At 41.3% G+C, this 18,800-nt stretch carries 18 protein-coding genes; 4 read left to right on the top strand and 14 right to left on the bottom strand.

Features of this window, described 5'->3' with window-relative positions; genetic code table 11:
• Positions 1 to 2: 2 nt before the first annotated feature.
• From ACXAH9_RS00550 to ACXAH9_RS00510, 9 genes are all read right to left on the bottom strand, one after another.
• Complete coding sequence (locus ACXAH9_RS00550; protein WP_474892939.1) at positions 3 to 587, bottom strand: FISUMP domain-containing protein; 585 nt, start codon at positions 585 to 587, stop codon at positions 3 to 5.
• A gap of 30 nt (positions 588 to 617) precedes the next feature.
• The gene (gene porN / locus ACXAH9_RS00545) at positions 618 to 1,475 is read right to left on the bottom strand and encodes a type IX secretion system ring subunit PorN/GldN (RefSeq protein WP_474892938.1); all 858 of its coding nucleotides are present in this window, start codon (positions 1,473 to 1,475) and stop codon (positions 618 to 620) included.
• Positions 1,476 to 1,497: 22 nt separating this feature from the next.
• Positions 1,498 to 3,129, bottom strand: coding sequence for a type IX secretion system motor protein PorM/GldM (gene porM / locus ACXAH9_RS00540; RefSeq protein ID WP_474892937.1), 1,632 nt, complete (start codon positions 3,127 to 3,129; stop codon positions 1,498 to 1,500).
• Positions 3,130 to 3,152: 23 nt separating this feature from the next.
• A complete protein-coding gene (porL, locus tag ACXAH9_RS00535) occupies positions 3,153 to 3,965 on the bottom strand; it encodes a type IX secretion system motor protein PorL/GldL (RefSeq protein WP_474892936.1) in 813 nt (270 codons plus the stop codon).
• A 42-nt stretch (positions 3,966 to 4,007) separates the two neighbouring features.
• Positions 4,008 to 5,042, bottom strand: coding sequence for a T9SS ring complex lipoprotein PorK/GldK (gene porK, locus ACXAH9_RS00530; RefSeq protein ID WP_474892935.1), 1,035 nt, complete (start codon positions 5,040 to 5,042; stop codon positions 4,008 to 4,010).
• A gap of 144 nt (positions 5,043 to 5,186) precedes the next feature.
• Complete coding sequence (locus ACXAH9_RS00525) at positions 5,187 to 6,140, bottom strand: PorP/SprF family type IX secretion system membrane protein (protein ID WP_474892934.1); 954 nt, start codon at positions 6,138 to 6,140, stop codon at positions 5,187 to 5,189.
• 42 nt (positions 6,141 to 6,182) lie between these two features.
• The gene (locus tag ACXAH9_RS00520; RefSeq protein WP_474892933.1) at positions 6,183 to 6,974 is read right to left on the bottom strand and encodes a uroporphyrinogen-III synthase; all 792 of its coding nucleotides are present in this window, start codon (positions 6,972 to 6,974) and stop codon (positions 6,183 to 6,185) included.
• 21 nt (positions 6,975 to 6,995) lie between these two features.
• Positions 6,996 to 8,078, bottom strand: coding sequence for a DUF4271 domain-containing protein (locus tag ACXAH9_RS00515; protein WP_474892932.1), 1,083 nt, complete (start codon positions 8,076 to 8,078; stop codon positions 6,996 to 6,998).
• A gap of 1 nt (position 8,079) precedes the next feature.
• Complete coding sequence (locus ACXAH9_RS00510; RefSeq protein WP_474892931.1) at positions 8,080 to 9,693, bottom strand: BamA/TamA family outer membrane protein; 1,614 nt, start codon at positions 9,691 to 9,693, stop codon at positions 8,080 to 8,082.
• A 25-nt stretch (positions 9,694 to 9,718) separates the two neighbouring features.
• Between ACXAH9_RS00510 and hemW the strand changes: the two genes are divergently transcribed.
• Complete coding sequence (hemW, locus tag ACXAH9_RS00505; RefSeq protein WP_474892930.1) at positions 9,719 to 10,864, top strand: radical SAM family heme chaperone HemW; 1,146 nt, start codon at positions 9,719 to 9,721, stop codon at positions 10,862 to 10,864.
• A gap of 49 nt (positions 10,865 to 10,913) precedes the next feature.
• Complete coding sequence (locus ACXAH9_RS00500) at positions 10,914 to 11,279, top strand: hypothetical protein (RefSeq protein WP_474892929.1); 366 nt, start codon at positions 10,914 to 10,916, stop codon at positions 11,277 to 11,279.
• Here the strand turns inward: ACXAH9_RS00500 and ACXAH9_RS00495 are convergent.
• Positions 11,276 to 11,986: a LytR/AlgR family response regulator transcription factor gene (locus ACXAH9_RS00495; protein WP_349565613.1), complete on the bottom strand. Its 711-nt coding sequence runs from the start codon at positions 11,984 to 11,986 to the stop codon at positions 11,276 to 11,278. The genes ACXAH9_RS00500 and ACXAH9_RS00495 overlap by 4 nt on opposite strands.
• 23 nt (positions 11,987 to 12,009) lie before the next feature.
• The gene (locus tag ACXAH9_RS00490) at positions 12,010 to 13,053 is read right to left on the bottom strand and encodes a sensor histidine kinase (protein ID WP_474892928.1); all 1,044 of its coding nucleotides are present in this window, start codon (positions 13,051 to 13,053) and stop codon (positions 12,010 to 12,012) included.
• A gap of 193 nt (positions 13,054 to 13,246) precedes the next feature.
• Between ACXAH9_RS00490 and ACXAH9_RS00485 the strand changes: the two genes are divergently transcribed.
• Entirely contained in the window at positions 13,247 to 13,549 is a 303-nt protein-coding gene (locus tag ACXAH9_RS00485) for a hypothetical protein (protein WP_474892927.1), read from the top strand.
• A gap of 142 nt (positions 13,550 to 13,691) precedes the next feature.
• Here ACXAH9_RS00485 and uvrA read toward each other — a convergent pair whose 3' ends face one another.
• From uvrA to ACXAH9_RS00470, 3 genes are read right to left on the bottom strand one after another with little or no spacing between them, the layout of a single operon-like run.
• Entirely contained in the window at positions 13,692 to 16,511 is a 2,820-nt protein-coding gene (gene uvrA, locus ACXAH9_RS00480) for an excinuclease ABC subunit UvrA (protein ID WP_474892926.1), read from the bottom strand.
• Positions 16,512 to 16,527: 16 nt separating this feature from the next.
• Positions 16,528 to 17,256 carry an LOG family protein gene (locus ACXAH9_RS00475; protein ID WP_474892925.1) on the bottom strand — a complete coding sequence of 243 codons (729 nt, stop codon included), beginning with the start codon at positions 17,254 to 17,256 and terminating at the stop codon, positions 16,528 to 16,530.
• A 6-nt stretch (positions 17,257 to 17,262) separates the two neighbouring features.
• Positions 17,263 to 18,189, bottom strand: a complete 927-nt coding sequence (locus ACXAH9_RS00470; RefSeq protein ID WP_474892924.1) for a TIGR01777 family oxidoreductase — start codon at positions 18,187 to 18,189, stop codon at positions 17,263 to 17,265.
• On the opposite strand from ACXAH9_RS00470, the gene ACXAH9_RS00465 reads away from it, so the two are divergent.
• The gene (locus ACXAH9_RS00465) at positions 18,188 to 18,763 is read left to right on the top strand and encodes a hypothetical protein (RefSeq protein WP_474892923.1); all 576 of its coding nucleotides are present in this window, start codon (positions 18,188 to 18,190) and stop codon (positions 18,761 to 18,763) included. The two genes, ACXAH9_RS00470 and ACXAH9_RS00465, sit on opposite strands and share 2 nt — an antisense overlap.
• Positions 18,764 to 18,800: the final 37 nt, after the last annotated feature.

Below are 18,800 nucleotides of genomic sequence, written 5' to 3'. Positions count from 1 at the left end.
TTCTAATATTCTTTAATACATCGACAGCTGTTTCTATGCCAGTCGCCAATCACACTATGATAAATTTCTTTGGATCCTTTTTGAACAGAAATTAAACCAGAAGTATTGTCAGATTTTTTCTCAGCGTCCCAATAATTTCCACTAATTCCAACATTTTTAAATACTCTTCCCGGGTCACCAAATCCACCTAGAACTAAATCTATTCCGCTCTCGCCCCCATTTTGAAGTGCAATACCCGCATTCCGAATTCCTCCGTATGTTTTAAATAAAAGTTGCCAATCACCTATTGTGGGAATTCGCCATCCTTCAGGACATGCCTCAGTGGCTGCCTTGAAGGTATATAATCGACCAAATGCTTCACAATATGCAGGCTCATTCTTATAGCAAAATGAATCCGATACTTCAAAAGCAAGGTTCTGTGCCATCCAGGTTCGTTTCACGGTGACACCACCCTCAAGTTCAATGTCGATAGTAACCGTTTTATAGGTCTTTCCGTCACGTGAGTCTGTGAGCTCTCCAAACTCCTGCGCAGGGCCCAAAAGGCAACCAACGATAAACAAAAGGGAGAGTAAATAACGTATATTCATTTTACGGTGGATTAGGTTAGGTTAAAATCATTAATATTCCCAGAGCTCCGACTCGTACTCCATTAAGTCGTACTCATACTTTTGCTGAATCACAATCACACTCAAAGGATCTTCAGCCATTTGTTCTGAATATTGCTGGCGAATGTCCAAATCCTGAGGGTTAGATACCTTAACAATTGGTGCATTGAATAGCCGTAGCTCAAAGGCATCACTCATATTTAAGTGCTTGCCTACGTTCTGCCTGTTGTAATAAATTGCCTTATCGGCATACGGACCTCTGAAGAGGGACACAACATCATCATACCTAAAGTGAGCTACCTTCTTCTCAAAACCGGCAGGATTATAGAGTGAACCTGCATCTCTCGGAAGAGCAATACTCAAGGATCTTATGTAGTGATACATTCGTGATCTGTTTCTATCAAAGATCACGTCTTCTTTGATGTACAAGACTGAAAACAAGTCCTCAGGAATTGATTCTTGCCTTGGCTCTTCACTTTCCTCTACAGCAGCATCATCAGTGCTTTCATCACCAAAGGAGTCAAAACCACCAGAGTTAAAGCCTCCCCCAACAAACGGGTTTTCTTCTCGCTCAACTGAGATGTTTGAAACAAAGATGATATCAGGCATAAAATTTATACATGAGTCTGATCTATATGGAGTCAGCAGGCCTTCATCTACGGCCTCAATAAGTAGCCTGGAGATTTCTCCATTCAAGGAAAAAAACGGTCGATTTTGCTTTTCTTGCAAATCCATTCTTCTCCAAACGGTTTTCCGGAACATCACCTGAGACTCTTCAACCTCTGGTTTCACCAGGGGTGCAAGCTCTTCTTGCGCAAACCCGAAGGAGAGCGAAAAACCGAAAACAATTACATAACCTAATTTTTTCATAACACTGTTTTATCTGACAAGTTTACTTCAATGATATGTTGATAAAGCGCTGGTGTTTTGGAAATGTTTCCACCTGCTTTCTGAAGTTTTGTCTTTGTACTTTTTTAATCTCAATAACCAATTGGTCACCCTTTCTTCCAGACATTCCTCTTAGATTGATTCGTTCACCAGCCCGAATAGATCCTCTTCCAAGGCCGCCACTCACCAAAGTAACTTCTGCTTCAGCAATTTTGAATTTCGCGTCATTGGGAAGGAATTGAGCAAAGCTTTCATCAGGAATAGCTCTTAAAAATAATTCCGGTGTTCGAGCAGATATACCTTCTTTGAGATTCACCTCTCCTGCGCTTGTATAAGCCTTAATATCGGGAGCCGGGATGCTTCTTACACCAAACTCTCTGGATCCAATCACATTACCTCCTGAGGACACAGTTAATGTAACTTTCTGCGAGCGCGGCACCACAGTAACCTGACCAGTTTGAGATCCTTTTATTGCATCACCACCTTTTGCTGAGAAAGAAGGATTATATGAAGTTCCCAAAGCAGGAACCTGAACATCTAGTGCATTACCGCAATTGTAGTAAAGTGCGTTAACAGATTGTGATTGAATCTGTATCACAGGCTTCACTACATAATATTCAATGGTATCCGTGAATGTGGTGTCAGTACCGCCACCCTGAGGAACTGTAATAGACGCAATAATCTCTTTTCTTGCATTTCCACTCTTATCATAGCTACCTGGAGTGGCTGTAAATTCAACTTTACCTACACCTCCAACAACCGGAGCTTCTTCTCCATTATAAGTCATCACCAATTTGTCATTCAAACCAGAAGCAGAAGCCGCGATAAACATATCCGCTTTATACTTGGTGCCTGCAGCCACATATTTTGACTCTGGCATAATTACCGGTTTTATTTGATCAAAAGTGATGTCTTTCAAACCAACCCTCTTTACTAGAAAATCAAGAGCCGAAGTTTCAAATGCCAAAACATTAGCCTGAAATTCACTTACAGTAGCTAATCCAGCATGAGTTGGCGAGTTTTCAAAAGCCAGTTGAGACCATTTTTTACCTTTCTGATTTTCATCCTTGCTATAAATGGGATCCTCGTCCGCATCGAGGGCGATTTTATGATACTGCTTCAACTTAGCTTCATCAGCATCATTCTTCTTTAAGACTTCTTGAATATATTCGGCATAGCCATTAAGAAGCGCCTTCATTTTCGCCCCATGTCCTTCTCCTCCTTCTTCTTCTGGCATCATGTAGTGACCTACTTTGTCATAATCCGTCTTCCCATTGATGAAACGTTTATCTCCTTTATGACCTTCCATATAGTCTCCTGTAATTTCTACAAAAGTCTCTTTATACTCTTCTAGCTCGGCCAGAATCTTTGTTGTCTCTGCCCTCAGGGCTTCTGCATCTGCGACTACTTTCAAATCATCGGCTCTGTTCCCCTTATCTTTTGCGGCAGATTTCATACCAACGATGGTTCGAGCATTTCGCTCAGATGTTTCCGCATTTGCCCGCTCCAAACTTTCATTGATAAAGGCGAATTTGTCTAAGACCGTGGAGCTCACATTTAATGCCAACAATGCTGTCAGCACCAAATACATCATGCCGATCATTTTCTGCCGTGGTGTTTCTTTTCCTCCTGCCATAATTAGTTCGTTTTAAGGGTTAATTACTGATTACCACCTCTCATTGCGGTAAGCATATTACCGTATACTTTATTTAGAGCAGAAATGTTCGATGTAAGCTTGTTAAGCTCAGCCTGGAACTGCGAGGTTTCTTTACCTGCCTCTGCCATGCTTTCAAGCGCACCGCTAATATTAGAATAAAATTTATTCAATGCTTTGGTATGACTTTGAGCATCTTTTAACTCCATTTCATACACCGCATTCAACGCTCCTAAACTCTTAGTCACGTTCTGAACCTGACTATGGTACTCTTTAGTATCTTTTGTCGCATCAGCCATACCTGACATAGCCTCCATCGCCTGAGCGTAGGATTTGTTCATCTCAGAAAGAGACTTAGATGCTGACTTTACGTTAGTTGCATATTCATTGGTTGCAACCGCTGCATCACTAAGGTTAGACATTTTCTTGGCAGATTCTGCCATGTTTCTCATGCCATCACCCAAACTTTTAATAAGCTCCGGCCCAACTTTTGCATCAGCAAGCATTTTGTCCATTTGAGCAGAAGCTCCGGTTGCTTGAGGAACAGCCTTTCGTGGGGCAGCCGCTGGTCCATCATAATCATCAGCAAGCTCTGGATATACTTTAGCCCAATCCGGCTCAGCATGCTTTGGTTCGAAAGCACTTAAAAAGAAAATAACAGCCTCGGTGGTTAGACCAACCCCAAGCATAAGGGATGCACCTGGCATATGAAGAATTTTAAACATCGCTCCCACGATTACAACTGCAGCTCCTATTCCATAGATTTTCGGCATTATAGTGGAATAGAGTAGCTCCTGAAATCCGCCTTTTTTGCTCATTGTAATAATATTTAGGTTAGTAATTTATTCGTTTTTGATTAATTAAAATTCGTATCCTGATGATCTTCCTAGGTAGGTCATTGCACATCGGAAACCAATAGAAGCTCTGGTGGTATCCTGGTGTTCAAATGAGCGTGTACCTGTTTCAAGGTAATAGGCAATGTCTTTCCAAGACCCACCTCTTATCACTTTGTAAGGAATATTGTCATCAAAGTAAGTAGGGTTCAAATCCCATGTTAATGGCATAGCTGATTGGTTGTACGCATCTTCGCACCACTCTGCTACATTTCCTGCCATATCATATAGTCCATATTCATTGGCAAAGTAAGTTCCGATAGGAGATGTGTAGGCATAGCCATCATCAAAATAATTTCCTCTTCCTGGTTTGAAGTTTGCAAGTAAGCAACCTTTAGCATTTCTAATGTATGGATTACCCCATGGATACTTTGCCATATCTCTTCCACCTCTTGAAGCATATTCCCATTCAGCTTCTGAAGGAAGTCTGAAATTTGGCATCAAAGGCAACCCAACACTTCTTCTATAGTCATTCAAGTAATTGGTTCTCCACTCGCAAAAATATTTGGCTGCATTCCAATCTACCCCAACAACCGGATAATCATCGAAAGCAGGGTGAGACCAATAATACACTACCAATGGGTCTCCCATATGATGCGTATAATCTCTTGTCCAAACTGTTGTATCAGGTAAAAGGTCCGCAATAGAATAGCCCGTAGGTAAATCTATCTCTGAACTCTCCTGAAGATTCTGAGTAAACTGTCGGTATTCGTTATTGGTGATTTCTGTATCATCCATAAAGAAAGCCCCGATAGTAACCTGTTTGTTGAAGTTTATCTGAGTAGCAGCAACATCTTCGTCCGCTTGCCCCATGTGAAAAGTACCGGAAGGAACTGACACCATACCAAATGGCCTGGTCATTTCCCAACCTTGTCTGTCTGGAGCTCCTATAAGCTCTCCTTTGTCACCTTGATCTCCGCCAAAAAGACCACAACCTGAAAGAATTATGGCGCAGCAAAGGACAATACAATTTGATATTGTAAAAACACGCATTTTATTCATAACACCTTTATTGAACATGCAAGTATGTAAAATAAACAAACTTTAGCAAGAATTATTGCACGATATTCAGCCTAAATATATAATCATAAATCTATTTAGGACAAGTTTTACTTTAAAATTGGACAAAGGCTTTTATCTGGAGGTTTAAAAAGTGAACCTTGGTGTTTTCACAGCTTTCCTTCCCCCGAATACCAAATCAGGTAAATCATACCTTATAAATACCTCATGTGAGGTAGGCTGTTTCGCATCTTGATCTTTTACTACGTAATCAAATGAATAACCTGCTTTAAGCTTATTATCCTCCAGAAAAGAATAACCTAATAAAATACTGAGCGATTCTGCTCTCCGAAAGGCTAGCCCTCCCCACATTTTGTCTTGATATACGGCAATGGCACTAATATCATAAGTATATGAATTCAAATCTGACCGTATCATTATAGTTGGATTCAGTACCAATTCCCTCATCAAACCCACCGAAGTGCCTCCCATCAACAAGTAATTAATAGGCACAATATTTTTTGCGTCAGTTCCAAAATCAAACCCCGGCTCGATAATATTCTCCGCTGAGAAACCAACGAAGTAGTCTTTCCTGGACTTAAAATAAATACCAGCGTGGAGATTAGGCTTCATCTGAGATTCTCTGTTTTCCGGAATAAGACCATCATTTGGGTCAACTGCCCTGAAGTTTGGATCTAATGACTGAACATTGATTGCAGGCATGAGGCCAAATGATAGCTGACCGAATTGGAATTCTCTTTTAATCGAAATCGATAATCGGACCTGAAGGTTATTCACATTTGCAACCTTATCATTGGATATGGAAAGACCAACGCCAGATAAAGTGGATTTTACCGGGACAACCATGGAAATCAATTGCGTGGTAGGAGCTCCGCCTGGATCAAAGGTTGCGTTATACCCAGCCCACTGACTTCTATGATGAGCAGCTACGAATGCCTGATCTTCTGTACCAACCCATGCAGGATTATAGTAAGAAGGATTGAACATGTAATGATTGAAAAAAAAATCATTCTGTGCTGCACCGACGCTTGCCACGAGCAGCAATAAAAATGTACAGATGATTCTAGGGTTCCAATTCATATTGTAAGTATAACTCTTACAATTTACATACCCTTATTTCTCTTAAAGGTTATTCGCCTCTTTTATATATACCTCTAAAGCACCTGTCATGGACGGAGCATTTGGAAGTGGGGCCTGAATATCCAAAATCAAACCAGCATCTTTCACGGCTTTTGATGTGGTAGGTCCAAAAGCGGCTATTCGTGTATTGTTTTGTTTGAAATTAGGAAAATTCTGCAACAAGGACTCTATGCCTGATGGGCTGAAAAAAGCAATAATATCATAGGTTACATCATCCAGGTCAGAAAGGTCAGCTGCCACTGTTCGGTAGATGGTAGCTTCGGACCATTCAAATCCATTCTCATCCAGAAAGTTTGGAATATGTTCTGTTCGAATATTTGAGCAAGGAAAGATGAATTTTTCGTCCTTGTGCTTTTTTATCACATTAAGAAGGTCATTAGCAGTACGCTCTCCTGTGAATATTTTTCTCTTTCTAATCACGATATACTTCTGCAAATAATTTGCAGTTGTTTCAGAAATACAGAAATACTTCATATCTGTAGGTATTTCTATTTTGCTTTCAGTAGCTAATCGAAAGAAATGGTCTACCGCATTGCGGCTGGTAAAAATCACCGCAGTGTGATCGAGGATATTTACTTTTTGCTTTCTAAACTCTTTAATGTCGACAGGATCGATATCAATAAATTTCCGAAAGTCAATTTTCAAATTGTACTTTTCTGCCAGCTTGTGGTATGGAGAATTTGGATCAGAAGGCTCAGGTTGTGAAACTAAAATGCTCTTTACTTCCTTCAATCGTTCTTTATCCATTACCAAAAGATCATCAGTCGCGCTCATGTAATTTCCTCTTTAATATAATTATTTATAGAACCACCCCACTATAAGTATTACAGGGATAATTTCAGTGGCACAAAGGTAGGAAATTATCATAAGTTTTCTGCGTGGAGAATTACTAACAAATTTAAAAGTGAACCAGATAACAAACAGAACGATTAAGACTGGAAAGAAAACCAAAATTCCCGGACCTACCCATGAGTCAGACGAGTGATTGATAATAAAATCGAGCACTAGAAAAAGTAGAACAGGGACCAGTAAAAAAGTATTGAAATTCAAAAAATCGAACAGTTGAAAATTCTTTAGATTTCTGAACTTGAACAATTGAGCAACCACAGAAATGACAAGCCATTTAACAATAAACAGCATGAAAACCGCGCCAGCCAGCTGAATCCACAGCCACACAAATCCACCAGTAGTTTCAGGAACCCCAAACAAATGATTGTTCAGTAAGACATCCAGATAAAGACCTGTAAATGCAAGTGACAATGAGAAGAACATCAGCAAATACATGCTGGGTGAGCTAAGAAAAGCAGTGTTAATAAATTCATAAGAACTTGATTTAAACGTGAACGTTTTTTCAATCAAATAAGAAATTCGACCGGGATGACTGGAAACGATCACACCCAGGAAACCAAGAATTAACAATAAACAGATAATGACGAATTCATTAAACTTATCCCTTACTTCTCTGGGTAAAGCAACTTCTTCCCGCACAATATGTAACTCTTCGAAAATGACCAGCTGGCACTCCAGCTCACTTAATGAATTGCTCGTGCTGAAAGAAACATATATGGTGTCTGCGTTCTTTCCATGGAAGAGCGCATCTGGATTGTAAAAACGACATCCACTAAAAGTGTCAAATAACTGCCCATCTATCCACATGAAAAGTTTCTCCGGATGGCAAATCCTGACCGTTCCTTCTGGCTTTTCGTTCATAAAAAAACCAGCTTGCTGCTCATCATCCAATGAAGTGATCGGATAAACCTCTCCATCAGAGTCTGTAGCAATCATGATTTTGGTATAGTCAATGGTGATGATGGTATCCTGCTGAGCGAAAGCCTGCACAGAGAAAATCAGGCATACGATGGTAAACGATATTTTCATGTTAAAATCTTGAAATGTATCCGAAGTGTGCCTTCATGGTTGAGAATGAAATGGATTGATTTTTAGAATCGCCAACCCCAAGCGCAAAAGTAAATTGACCAGCCGAGGTTGCAAGCGCAAATCCTAAACCAACACCAAATGGATAACCCCAAATATCCCGTTTTTGATAAATGAGTTGGTCATAAAAAATATAGGCATAGCTCCTTTCTTCAAAAAAAGATCGAAACTCCATTCGACTCAAAAAATAATTTCGAGCAAAAATGTCTTTCTCATTAAACCCCCTTAAAGAGATAAGCCCTCCCAAACGATAAAGCTCATTTTGCAGTAGCTGATCATTCTTAATCGTACCAGTGGAGATATGGTGAAAGAACGCCTGCCTTTTTAACGCCTTTAGTTGATAGGCGAGCACACCTTCTAATCGAAAAAAATTGGTTTTCTCTTCTATGGAGTCATAGTATGTGCCCGGCACATCCAGATTTCTTTCTACCTGTTTGTTGCCTGCAGATGTTGTTGCCGACCAAACAACTCCTTCAGTGAGCCTACCCAAACTCACCAAATCACCCTTAGAGATCTGTAGACTATAAAGCGTTCTCGTAAAACCTGCTAGACCTGACGCCTCCAATGTCTGTATATCAGTGGTAAGTAAGGTTCCTTTTGTCTGCTCATACTCTAAAAACATCTCTATTCTTGGTGCGATGTAAGTGTGTACTCCCAATCCAAATCTGCGAGTTAGGAATGTGGTATCCTGTTTTAGTAAATCAAAGCTAAAAGACGGTGAGATCTTAGAATCCAGAAAAAAAGGATGCTTGTAAAAAACATTCAGGCTTTGTGACTGCTCAGAAAAACGCTCCCAGGAAAACATGAATTGCTTTCCAGATCGGAACAAGTTTTGGATGTCCAGTTCAATGCTTCCAACCACTGTTGTTGACTGACTGCCACTTTGCTGGAGCCCTAATACCCCTTGAAAGGAATTGGCTGCCTCCTCCTTGATGTCTAAAAAGATTTTTGCCTGCTTATTTTTAAACGACAGATCAGTGGGTCGCTGGATTGCTAAAAATGGGGATCGATCCATCTTTTTCGGAATCTGCCGGTATGATCGTTCACTAAATTTATTTCCCGGAACAATATCCAGTAGTTGATAGATATAGCTATGATTCGTCTTTACCGGATTAAAGAAATAGGCAGAATCATAGGTTATTTCCGGACCGGGCCTTATTCTCAGTTTACCTGATAAATGTTCATCATCAGCTTTTAAAGAATCCAGAGTGACAGAAGCAAATGGATAACCGTTATTGGAATAATCGCGCAGGTGCTTTTCAAGGTGTCTAATCACCTTTTCGCCCTTATATTCTTCCAGCCGTACTCTTAGATCCTTCCCTTTATGGAGATAAATCTTAAAACTATTCCCAACATCGATCAGAGAATCAATTCCAGAAAAATAATGCCCCTGATCAACCCATCTCAGCTGAAGGTTTTGAACGAAGCTAGTGAGTTGGATAGTATCTCTAAATTCCAACACATCGTGTAGTTTTCCATCAACATAGAGCTGTGAATTTACCTGCCCGTGTACAGCCATCGCGCTTACAAAAACCAACAGAATTAGAATTCTTTGCATCGGTCTTTGCAATTTAGCCCAAATCATGGCTGGCATCTATATCCATATTCCATTTTGCAGGCAGGCATGCCACTATTGCGACTTCCACTTTAGTACCAATCTGAGCAGGCAGGAAGAAATGGTGGATGCCCTCTCCAGGGAAATCAGAGACAGGAAAGATTACCTGCATGAGGAAGTAGAAACTGTTTATTTTGGTGGGGGTACGCCTTCATTGCTATCCGGGCCGCAATTAAAAAAGCTACTTGATACAATCAATCAAAACTTCAATGTATCGGCTAAAGCAGAAATTACACTGGAAGCCAACCCGGAAGATTTGACTGAAGAGCATTCACGCACCTTGTATGATTGCGGGATCAATCGAATGAGTATTGGTATTCAAACTTTTGACGAGCAAAAGCTCAGGTGGATGAATCGTATTCACTCCTCTGATGAAGCCATCGAAGCTTATGAGCATGCTCGAGCGGCAGGTTTCGAAAATATCTCGCTGGATCTTATTTATGCGATCCCTGATCATGATCGAGATAAATGGAAAAAAGATCTTGAATCTATTACCTCCTTGAGCCCTAAGCACATTTCGCTTTATGGATTAACTATTGAAGAAAAGACTGTTTTCGGAAAGTGGGAAAAGGATAATAAGCTGATACAGGTGCCGGAGGATGCTGCAGCGGAACAATACCTATTCGCTATCGATTTTTTGAAATCGAAGGGATACAGCCAATATGAAGTTTCCAACTTTGGAAAAGAAGGATACCGCTCACGCCACAATCATGCATATTGGGCGGGCACCCCTTACCTTGGAGTAGGGCCAGGAGCTCATTCATTTGATGGACAAAACACAAGAAGCTTTAATGTGCGAAACAATGCCATATACCTGAAGGCAATTAATGAGGGTAAGGAATTTTTGGAGCATGAAGAGCTTTCCCATATTCAGCGAATCAATGAGCGAATATTAACCGAGCTGAGAACCAAAGAAGGAGTGGACTTGAATAAAATCTCCTCATTGACCGGTCAACGACTTGAGGAGCTAAATTCAGATTTTCTAAATGACATAGAAAGGAAGAATATGATTGAACTAGTTGATGGATTCCTTCGCTTAAAACCTTCTGGTTTTCTGGTTGCTGATGAAATTGCCTTACGACTGTTTTTCCCAGATGAATATGATCTCACCTAACAAATTAGCTTAGGGATAATCGACGATAAGCTCTACTTTTGAACTTCAAATGGACACAATCACTAAAAAGGCCCTCTTACTCCTAAAATCCCTAATCTTCCACTACCATGGTCTGGATGATGAAGAACGTGAAATGCTTGAAGAAACAGCCAGTAAAATGCAGGCACATGACGAGATGGAATGGGCTAACCAATTCATTGCCGAAGATTACCTGTCTGCTTTTGAACGTTCGCGCGAGTTTCTTTCCAAAATTTTTACCAAAATGAGCGAACCGGATCGCATCAAGTACCTGATGGAAGTTTGGGAAGAAACCCACAAAAAAGGCTATGTGACCGAAATGGAAACCACAGCGATCCTTACGCTATCCAAAGACTGGCACGTTGAGAAAAAGTTTTTGGAAGAGGTGAAGGATTAAAGACTCATCATCTCACGGAACCTAGCCGATTGCCTTCGGCTCACTTCGATCTTTTCGCCACCTTTTAACTGTACCAACAGCCCGCCATTAAACCAGGTGTCTATGGATTCTACCCAACCCAGATTGATGATGTGTTTTCTGCTGGCTCGGAAAAAGTGGCGATCATCTAAGCGCTCATCAAGAGCATTCAGGGACTTATGAATCATTGGTTTGAACTTGTCAAAGTAAACTTTGATATAGTTGCCATCGGATTCAAACAAGCGCACATCTTCAAGTTTAACAAACCAACATTTATCTCCATCTTTTACAAATACCTGATCCTTGCTTCCCAGCTTTTGTTGCTTGGATGGTTTTTCTACAGTTTTGATATTTACTTTATTCAGGCTCTCTGTCAGCCTTTCCGGCTGTATTGGTTTTAACAAATAGTCAAGTGCATTGTACTCAAAGGCCTTTAAGGCAAACTCATCATAAGCCGTAGTAAAGATCACTTGTGGCACGCGCTCCATTTCTTCCAACATTTCAAATCCGGTCTTTCCAGGCATTTGGATATCCAGAAATACCACATCGGGATCATGTTTTTCTATTTTCTCAACCGCCTCATCCGGGTTAGCAGCTTCATCTACCACTTCTATTTCAGGGTGGCTACCCAAAAGTGAGATTAGCTCTTTTCGCGCCAAGCGCTCATCGTCTACTATAATCGCTTTCATTTAATAAGTTTAAGATACTTCATTTAATCGATTTCCCTCATTGATCGTTCAATAGAGGGCAATATGATCGAAGTAAGAACAGTGTTCTTATTCTCGTTTTTTATCTCAAATTTGGCCGCTGAGCCAAATATCAGTTCCAATCTTTTCCTGGTATTGGTCAATCCAAATCCTTTATGTGAATGCATCTCTTTAGATAGCTGTCCCGTATTACGGATTTGGAGGTGCAGTTGTTTCCTTTTTACAGTCGTAGAAATTTTTATTTCTCCTCCTTCTTTCAAGTTTGAAATGCCATGCTTAATACCGTTCTCAACCAACGTTTGTAACATCAGTGGTGGGATCATGAATTTTCCTGAGTTACGATCGATATCGAATTTGGTGACCAGACGTTCCTCATACCGAATGGACTCCAAAGCCAGGTAGTCCATGACCGTTTTTAATTCATCCATGAAAGGAATGAGTTTTTTACGGTCACTCATCAAGGAGTTTCGAAGGATATGTGAGAGCTGAGTGATGGACTCCTTCGATTTTCGTGGGTTTTCATCCACCAGCGCACGAATACTATTCAGGGCATTGAAAATAAAATGGGGGTTTAGCTGTTCTTTAAGATTTTTTAACTCCACCTCTCTTGCTGCTGTCTCTGCTTTCAGGGATTTGTTATATCGCTCTACATAATGAAATGTAAAGTAGAAAATGGCCCAAATGAAATAGATAACCCAATACCCAAGTGTATTAATCAGTACTGTGAGAAACATAAGGTCTTGACGGGAAACGGTGCTGGTTAGAAACTCTATGACTAACAAATAGCCATAGTTGAACCCGCTCAATAGAAGAGTGATGATTAATAAACGAGGAATTAGGAAACTAAGCCGTAGGTTCAGCCATTCCCGCTTGATGATAATGCCTCTTAAAAAGTGGGTAGTTGCTATAAAGTAAATCACCTGGTACAAAACACCCACCGCCTGATTTGAATCAAAGCCTTGTGCTACGGTATAAAGGAATACCTGGATAAACCCATAAAGACCCCAGCCTAGAAGTTGACAGAGCCAATATATTTTTCTCTTGGTCATAAGTGGATAAAGCTAAGTGAAGTGCTCAATATTTTGATCAAGAAGTTTCACGGATGAGTGAATGGGTTGATGAGTGGTTTTTTAACAAATCATTAACGAAACCACCTGTTTAATTAAAGAGATTTAACAAACCCAGTCTGTTATTCGCCGTAAAGAAGTACAGGACTAAACTCAAATAAAAACGATTAAACACATGAAATCACTACTCTTATTGCTCATGATCAGTGCGTCCTCCATGTTGGGTGCATCTGGCGTTGAATTGCAAGCCAATCAAGGATTGAGGATGCAATTAGAAACGGATTTAGTATTCCAGAAAATGGTGAGGATATATAGCTACGAGGGATCACTCATTCGTGAGTTCCCGTTGAATGATGTAGCAAACAATGAAATCAGCGTCGCAGATCATCTGATTCTGGAAGAAAGCGATTTTGCATTTGATCACCAGGGGGACTACTATTATTTTGGAGATAGCAAAGTGGAGTCACTTATAAATTAAGTTCATCAATGAACTTTCATATTTTCAATAAATGATGCAAAAGCCTCCCCGTGGGAGGATTGAGAGGTGGTAAATTAGAGAATATCATTTTTGAAAAAATAGATTTAACCCACCCCTAGCTCCTCTGGGGAGGGGAGTTGATTTATAAATTAAGCTCCTCTTTCAGGAATTTGGCTGTATAGCTGCCACCTACTTTCACGATTTCTTCCGGAGTGCCCTGGGCTATGATTTGTCCCCCGGCAAAACCTCCCTCAGGTCCCAAATCGATGATGTGATCTGCCACTTTGATCACATCCATATTATGCTCAATGATCAGTACCGTATTTCCCTTATTCACCAGTTTCTGAAGGACATCTAACAAGTGCTCAATATCCTGAAAATGAAGACCTGTGGTAGGCTCGTCCAGTATATAGAATGTTTTGCCAGTATCTTTTTTGGATAGTTCTGTAGCCAGCTTCACACGCTGGGCTTCTCCTCCTGAAAGGGTAGTAGCATGCTGCCCAAGTGAAATATAACCTAACCCAACTTCATCCAATGTTTTGAGTTTTCTCACGATTCGTGGCTGATTTTCAAAGAACTCTACCGCCTGGGATACAGTCATATCCAACACATCTGAGATGGATTTCCCTTTGAAGCGTACCTCTAGCGTTTCACGATTGTACCGCTTGCCTTTACAAGTTTCGCAAGGCACAAGCACATCTGGCAGGAAATCCATTTCAATGACACGCATGCCTCCACCCCCACAGGTCTCGCATCGTCCCCCTTTTACGTTGAATGAGAATCGACCAGGTTTGTATCCTCTGATTTTTGCTTCCGGAAGTTGTGCGAAAAGACTCCTGATCTCTGAGAATACTCCTGTATACGTTGCAGGATTTGATCGAGGCGTTCGGCCAATCGGCGACTGATCTACTTCGATGATTTTATCAAAATGCTCCACCCCGGATACTTTCTTGTATGGAAGTGGTTCCTGTCTGCTTTTATACAGATGCTTTCGAAGGAGTGGGTAAAGTGTCTCATGAATCAATGTCGACTTTCCACTTCCAGACACACCCGTGACCAAAATCAAGTTTCCAAGTGGCAACTTGAGGTCTACGTTCTTCAGATTGTGCCCTGAGGCACCATAAAGCTCCAGCCATTTGCCATTGGTTCCTCTTCGCTCGGCAGGTACTTCTATCTTTTGAGTCCCCTTTAAATAATCGGCCGTTGAGCTTCCAAGCTTCAAAAATTCTTCTGGGTTGCCTTTCGCAACAATCTGTCCTCCATGACGACCAGCTCCAGGACCTATATCAACTACTTCATCGGAGGCGAGCATCATGTCCTTATCATGCTCCACAACAATGACTGTGTTTCCTAAATCACGTAGATCTTTCAGCGCCTGGATCAATTTTACATTATCACGCTGGTGCAAGCCGATACTTGGTTCATCCAAAATATATAGCACGTTTACCAGCTGGGTTCCAATCTGAGTCGCCAACCTGATTCTTTGGGCTTCACCTCCGGACAAAGTTTTCAGTGGCCGGTTTAAACTCAAATAATCCAAACCAACATCCAGGAGGAAGCCAATGCGTTTCCTGAGCTCTTTCAGAATTTCTGTAGCGATGACCAGCTGACGCTCATCCAGTCGATCTTCCAAGCCAACCATCCATTCTCCCAGGCCTTTGATATCCATCTCGGCAAGCTCTCCGATATGTTTATCAGCAATTTTATAATGCAGGGCTTCTTTCTTTAGCCGATACCCGTTACAATTTGGGCACGTCCTGGTGTCGGTGAATTCCTTCACCCAGGCCTGAATTTTTTCCGAGCCCCCATCCTTCTGCTTCTCCAGAAAGTTGATAATGCCTTCAAATTTCGTATGCCAATCGGTACCTGGATACTTCACCGAACTGACAGCAACTGGGACGCTATCTCCGTAAAGCAGCACATTGATAATGTCCTCCGGAATCTTCTTGATAGGTGTTGACAGGTTAACCTTGTTTCTTTTTAGAATAGCATCAATCTTTTTGAAAATCCAGATGTCGCGGTATTCTCCAAGCGGAGCGATCCCTCCACGACTGATGCTGAGTGAGGGATCCGGAATAACAGAATCTTTTGATATCTCCTCAATAACTCCTAGCCCATTACACTCCTGGCATGCACCATAAGGAGAGTTAAATGAAAATGTATTTGGTGCCGGTTCATCGTAAGCGAGACCTGTTTCTGGATCCATCAGATTTTTGGAGAAATGTGAAATGGTCCCATCTTCCTTTTGGATCATCATGACGCCATCACCATGACGTAATGAGGTATTTACCGACTCTCGAATACGCTTCCTGTCCTTTTCTGAAACTTTAATTCGGTCAGTGACGATCTCAATGTCGTGGGTTTTATATCGATCTACCTGCATCTTAGGCACCAAATCCTGGATCTCACCATTTACCCGTACTTTGGTAAACCCAAGCTTCCTGATTTGAACAAAAAGCTCACGATAATGTCCCTTTCTACCTTTTACGACAGGAGCCAGTAATATCAGCTTTTGTCCGTCATGATTCTTTAAGATCATATCAATGATCTGATCTTCCGACTGACGAGTCATTTTATTGCCTGATAGATAGGAGTATGCTTCACCAGCTCTTGCGTATAGAAGCCGGAAGAAATCATAAATCTCCGTCACTGTTCCGACCGTAGAGCGAGGGTTTCTTGAAGTCGTTTTTTGTTCGATGGAAATAACCGGGCTGAGTCCTTCAATTTTGTCAACATCCGGTCGTTCCATGTCTCCAATGAAGGCTCGCGCATAGGCACTGAAGCTCTCCATGTATCGCCTTTGACCTTCAGCATAGATGGTATCAAATGCCAGCGAGGACTTACCACTGCCACTTATCCCTGTGATGGTAATAAGCTTGTTTCGTGGTAGGGTTACATCTATATTTTTCAGATTGTGCTCCCTTGCACCTATTACTTCGATTACTTCCTCTCGCTTCTTCAATTTTCTTCGTCCCCGGTTAGAAGTTCGGGCTCAAGTTGTATTTACTGTAGAATTCATCGATTACATTGACCGCCTCAGTGGCTGTATCTACCACATGAAAAAGATCCAGATCTGTATCACTGATGTTTCCAATTTCAAGCATGGTGCCCTTCAACCAATCCACCAGACCAGACCAAAACTCTCTTCCCACTAAGACAATCGGAAACTGTCCAATTTTCTTCGTTTGAATCAGGGTCAATGCCTCAAAAAGTTCATCCATCGTTCCAAAACCCCCTGGTAGTACGATGAATCCCTGCGAGTATTTCACAAACATGACCTTACGTACAAAGAAGTAATCGAAATCAATGCTTTTGTCTCTGTCAATGTAGATGTTGTTGTTTTGCTCAAAAGGAAGGTCAATATTCAATCCTACAGATTTACCTCCCTGCGCATTAGCTCCTTTGTTACCAGCTTCCATAATACCCGGACCACCACCAGTAATTACCCCGTATCCATGACGGACCACCTTTGCAGCAATTTCTTCTGCAATTTTATAGTACTTGTCATCCGGCTTGGTTCTGGCGGATCCAAATATGGATACACAGGGGCCAATTTTGGCCATTTTTTCAAAGCCCTGAACAAACTCGCCCATCACCTTGAAAATCACCCAGGAGTCGGCACTTTTTATCTCATTCCAGTCCTTTTCCTTGAAAGCCTCGAGTATCCGTGCTTCCTCTTCCCTGGAAATTGCTTTCTTATCTTCCATTAGTAGTTATTGTAGTAAATCTTGCAGCGCATCGTCTAACGCAACAAATTGAAAATTAAATCCCGTGTCTTCAATTTTTTTACTCGACACACGATTACCACCGACTAATATATCAGACATTTCGCCTACAATCAATCGGAGCGCAAATTTAGGAACATTCGGGAGCCAAAGAGGCTTGCCCAGCTGACTTGCTACGGATTTGGTGAATACTTTGTTTGTTTTAGGGTTTGGCGCCACCCCATTAAATGTGCCCGCTTCGGCATTTTGAAGTACATGAGCAAAAATCCCGCACAGATCATTGATATGAATCCAACTCATGTATTGGTTACCAGAACCAAGAGGAGCACCTACTCCAAACCTGATAGGTTTGGCCATTTCCACTAAAGCACCTCCCTTTTCGCTTAAAACAATACCAATTCGGACTTTAGATGTCTTAATGTTCAAGCCTTTGAACCGATCCACTTCTTTCTCCCAGTCATCAACTACGTCGGCTAGAAAGCCTTCCCCTTTTTCAGTCGACTCATCTACAAGCTTATCCCCTGTATCCCAACCGTAATAGCCAATAGCAGATGCGGAAATAAAATGTTTTAACCCTGGGTTTAGCTTTTCAACCTTTTCTCTGAGCAGTTTCGTAGAGTCTATCCGACTATCATAAATTTCCTTCTTCCAGGCATCCGACCACCTCTTGTCTGATACTCCTGCACCTGCTAGGTGGATGATGGCATCTGCTGAAGTGATGGCTTCATCGTCAATTTCTTCTTTTTTCACATCCCAATAGAATGTCTGGTAGTGTTTTTGCGTTGGGTTGCGTGAAAGGTGGGTCACCGTGTAACCGGATGATATGAGTAGCTTGCTTAGCTCTGTGCCAACCAGGCCTGATCCGCCTGTGATAAGTACCGTTTTGATTGGGTCGTTTAGTTTTGCTGAAGACATGGATAAAATCGTTTATAAACATACTCTCGGATACCTTTTTTTGTTCACCGTGCTGGTGAGTTTCTCGCAAAAAAAGTACGTACCGAAAGCAACTGCTACTCAGTTGTCACTGGAAGGTAAAGCTTTAAAGGGGTATACTACAAATTTTGATTTTGGATGGGAGGAAGTAAGAAGAGGGTGGTGGGAATATGCCAGAGCATTTGGTACTCCTTTAAATATGAAAACCTATTATAAAGTAACAGTACCGTCCCAGATTAGTGACGGTAATGTTGATATAGAAATCTTCACCCAAACTACCGATGGGAAAGGGGGGTCAGATTTTTTTCTGGGCGTAGAAAATGAGAAATACAACGAGCAAGCCCTGGCTATGATCCTTGATTTCAAAAAGGAGTTTTACATCAACCATTTGGTTGAGCAGATAGAGAAAAAACAAGAGAAAGCCGATGATCTAAGCGATGAATATCGGGATACTGTACTTGATAGTGAAAGGTCTGAATTGCTAAATCAGTTAAACGGACTGGAGCGTGAGATCGAATCGCTAAAATCGAGAATTAAAAAAATAGAGAAGAGCTAAAAAAACCCTCATTACGAGGGTTTTTCATCTTCAAGTG

The sequence above is a fragment of the Ekhidna sp. ABH4_415 genome (genome assembly GCF_056161305.1).
Note: the sequence above shows the minus strand (reverse complement) of the source record. Positions and strands in the feature narration are given on the sequence as shown.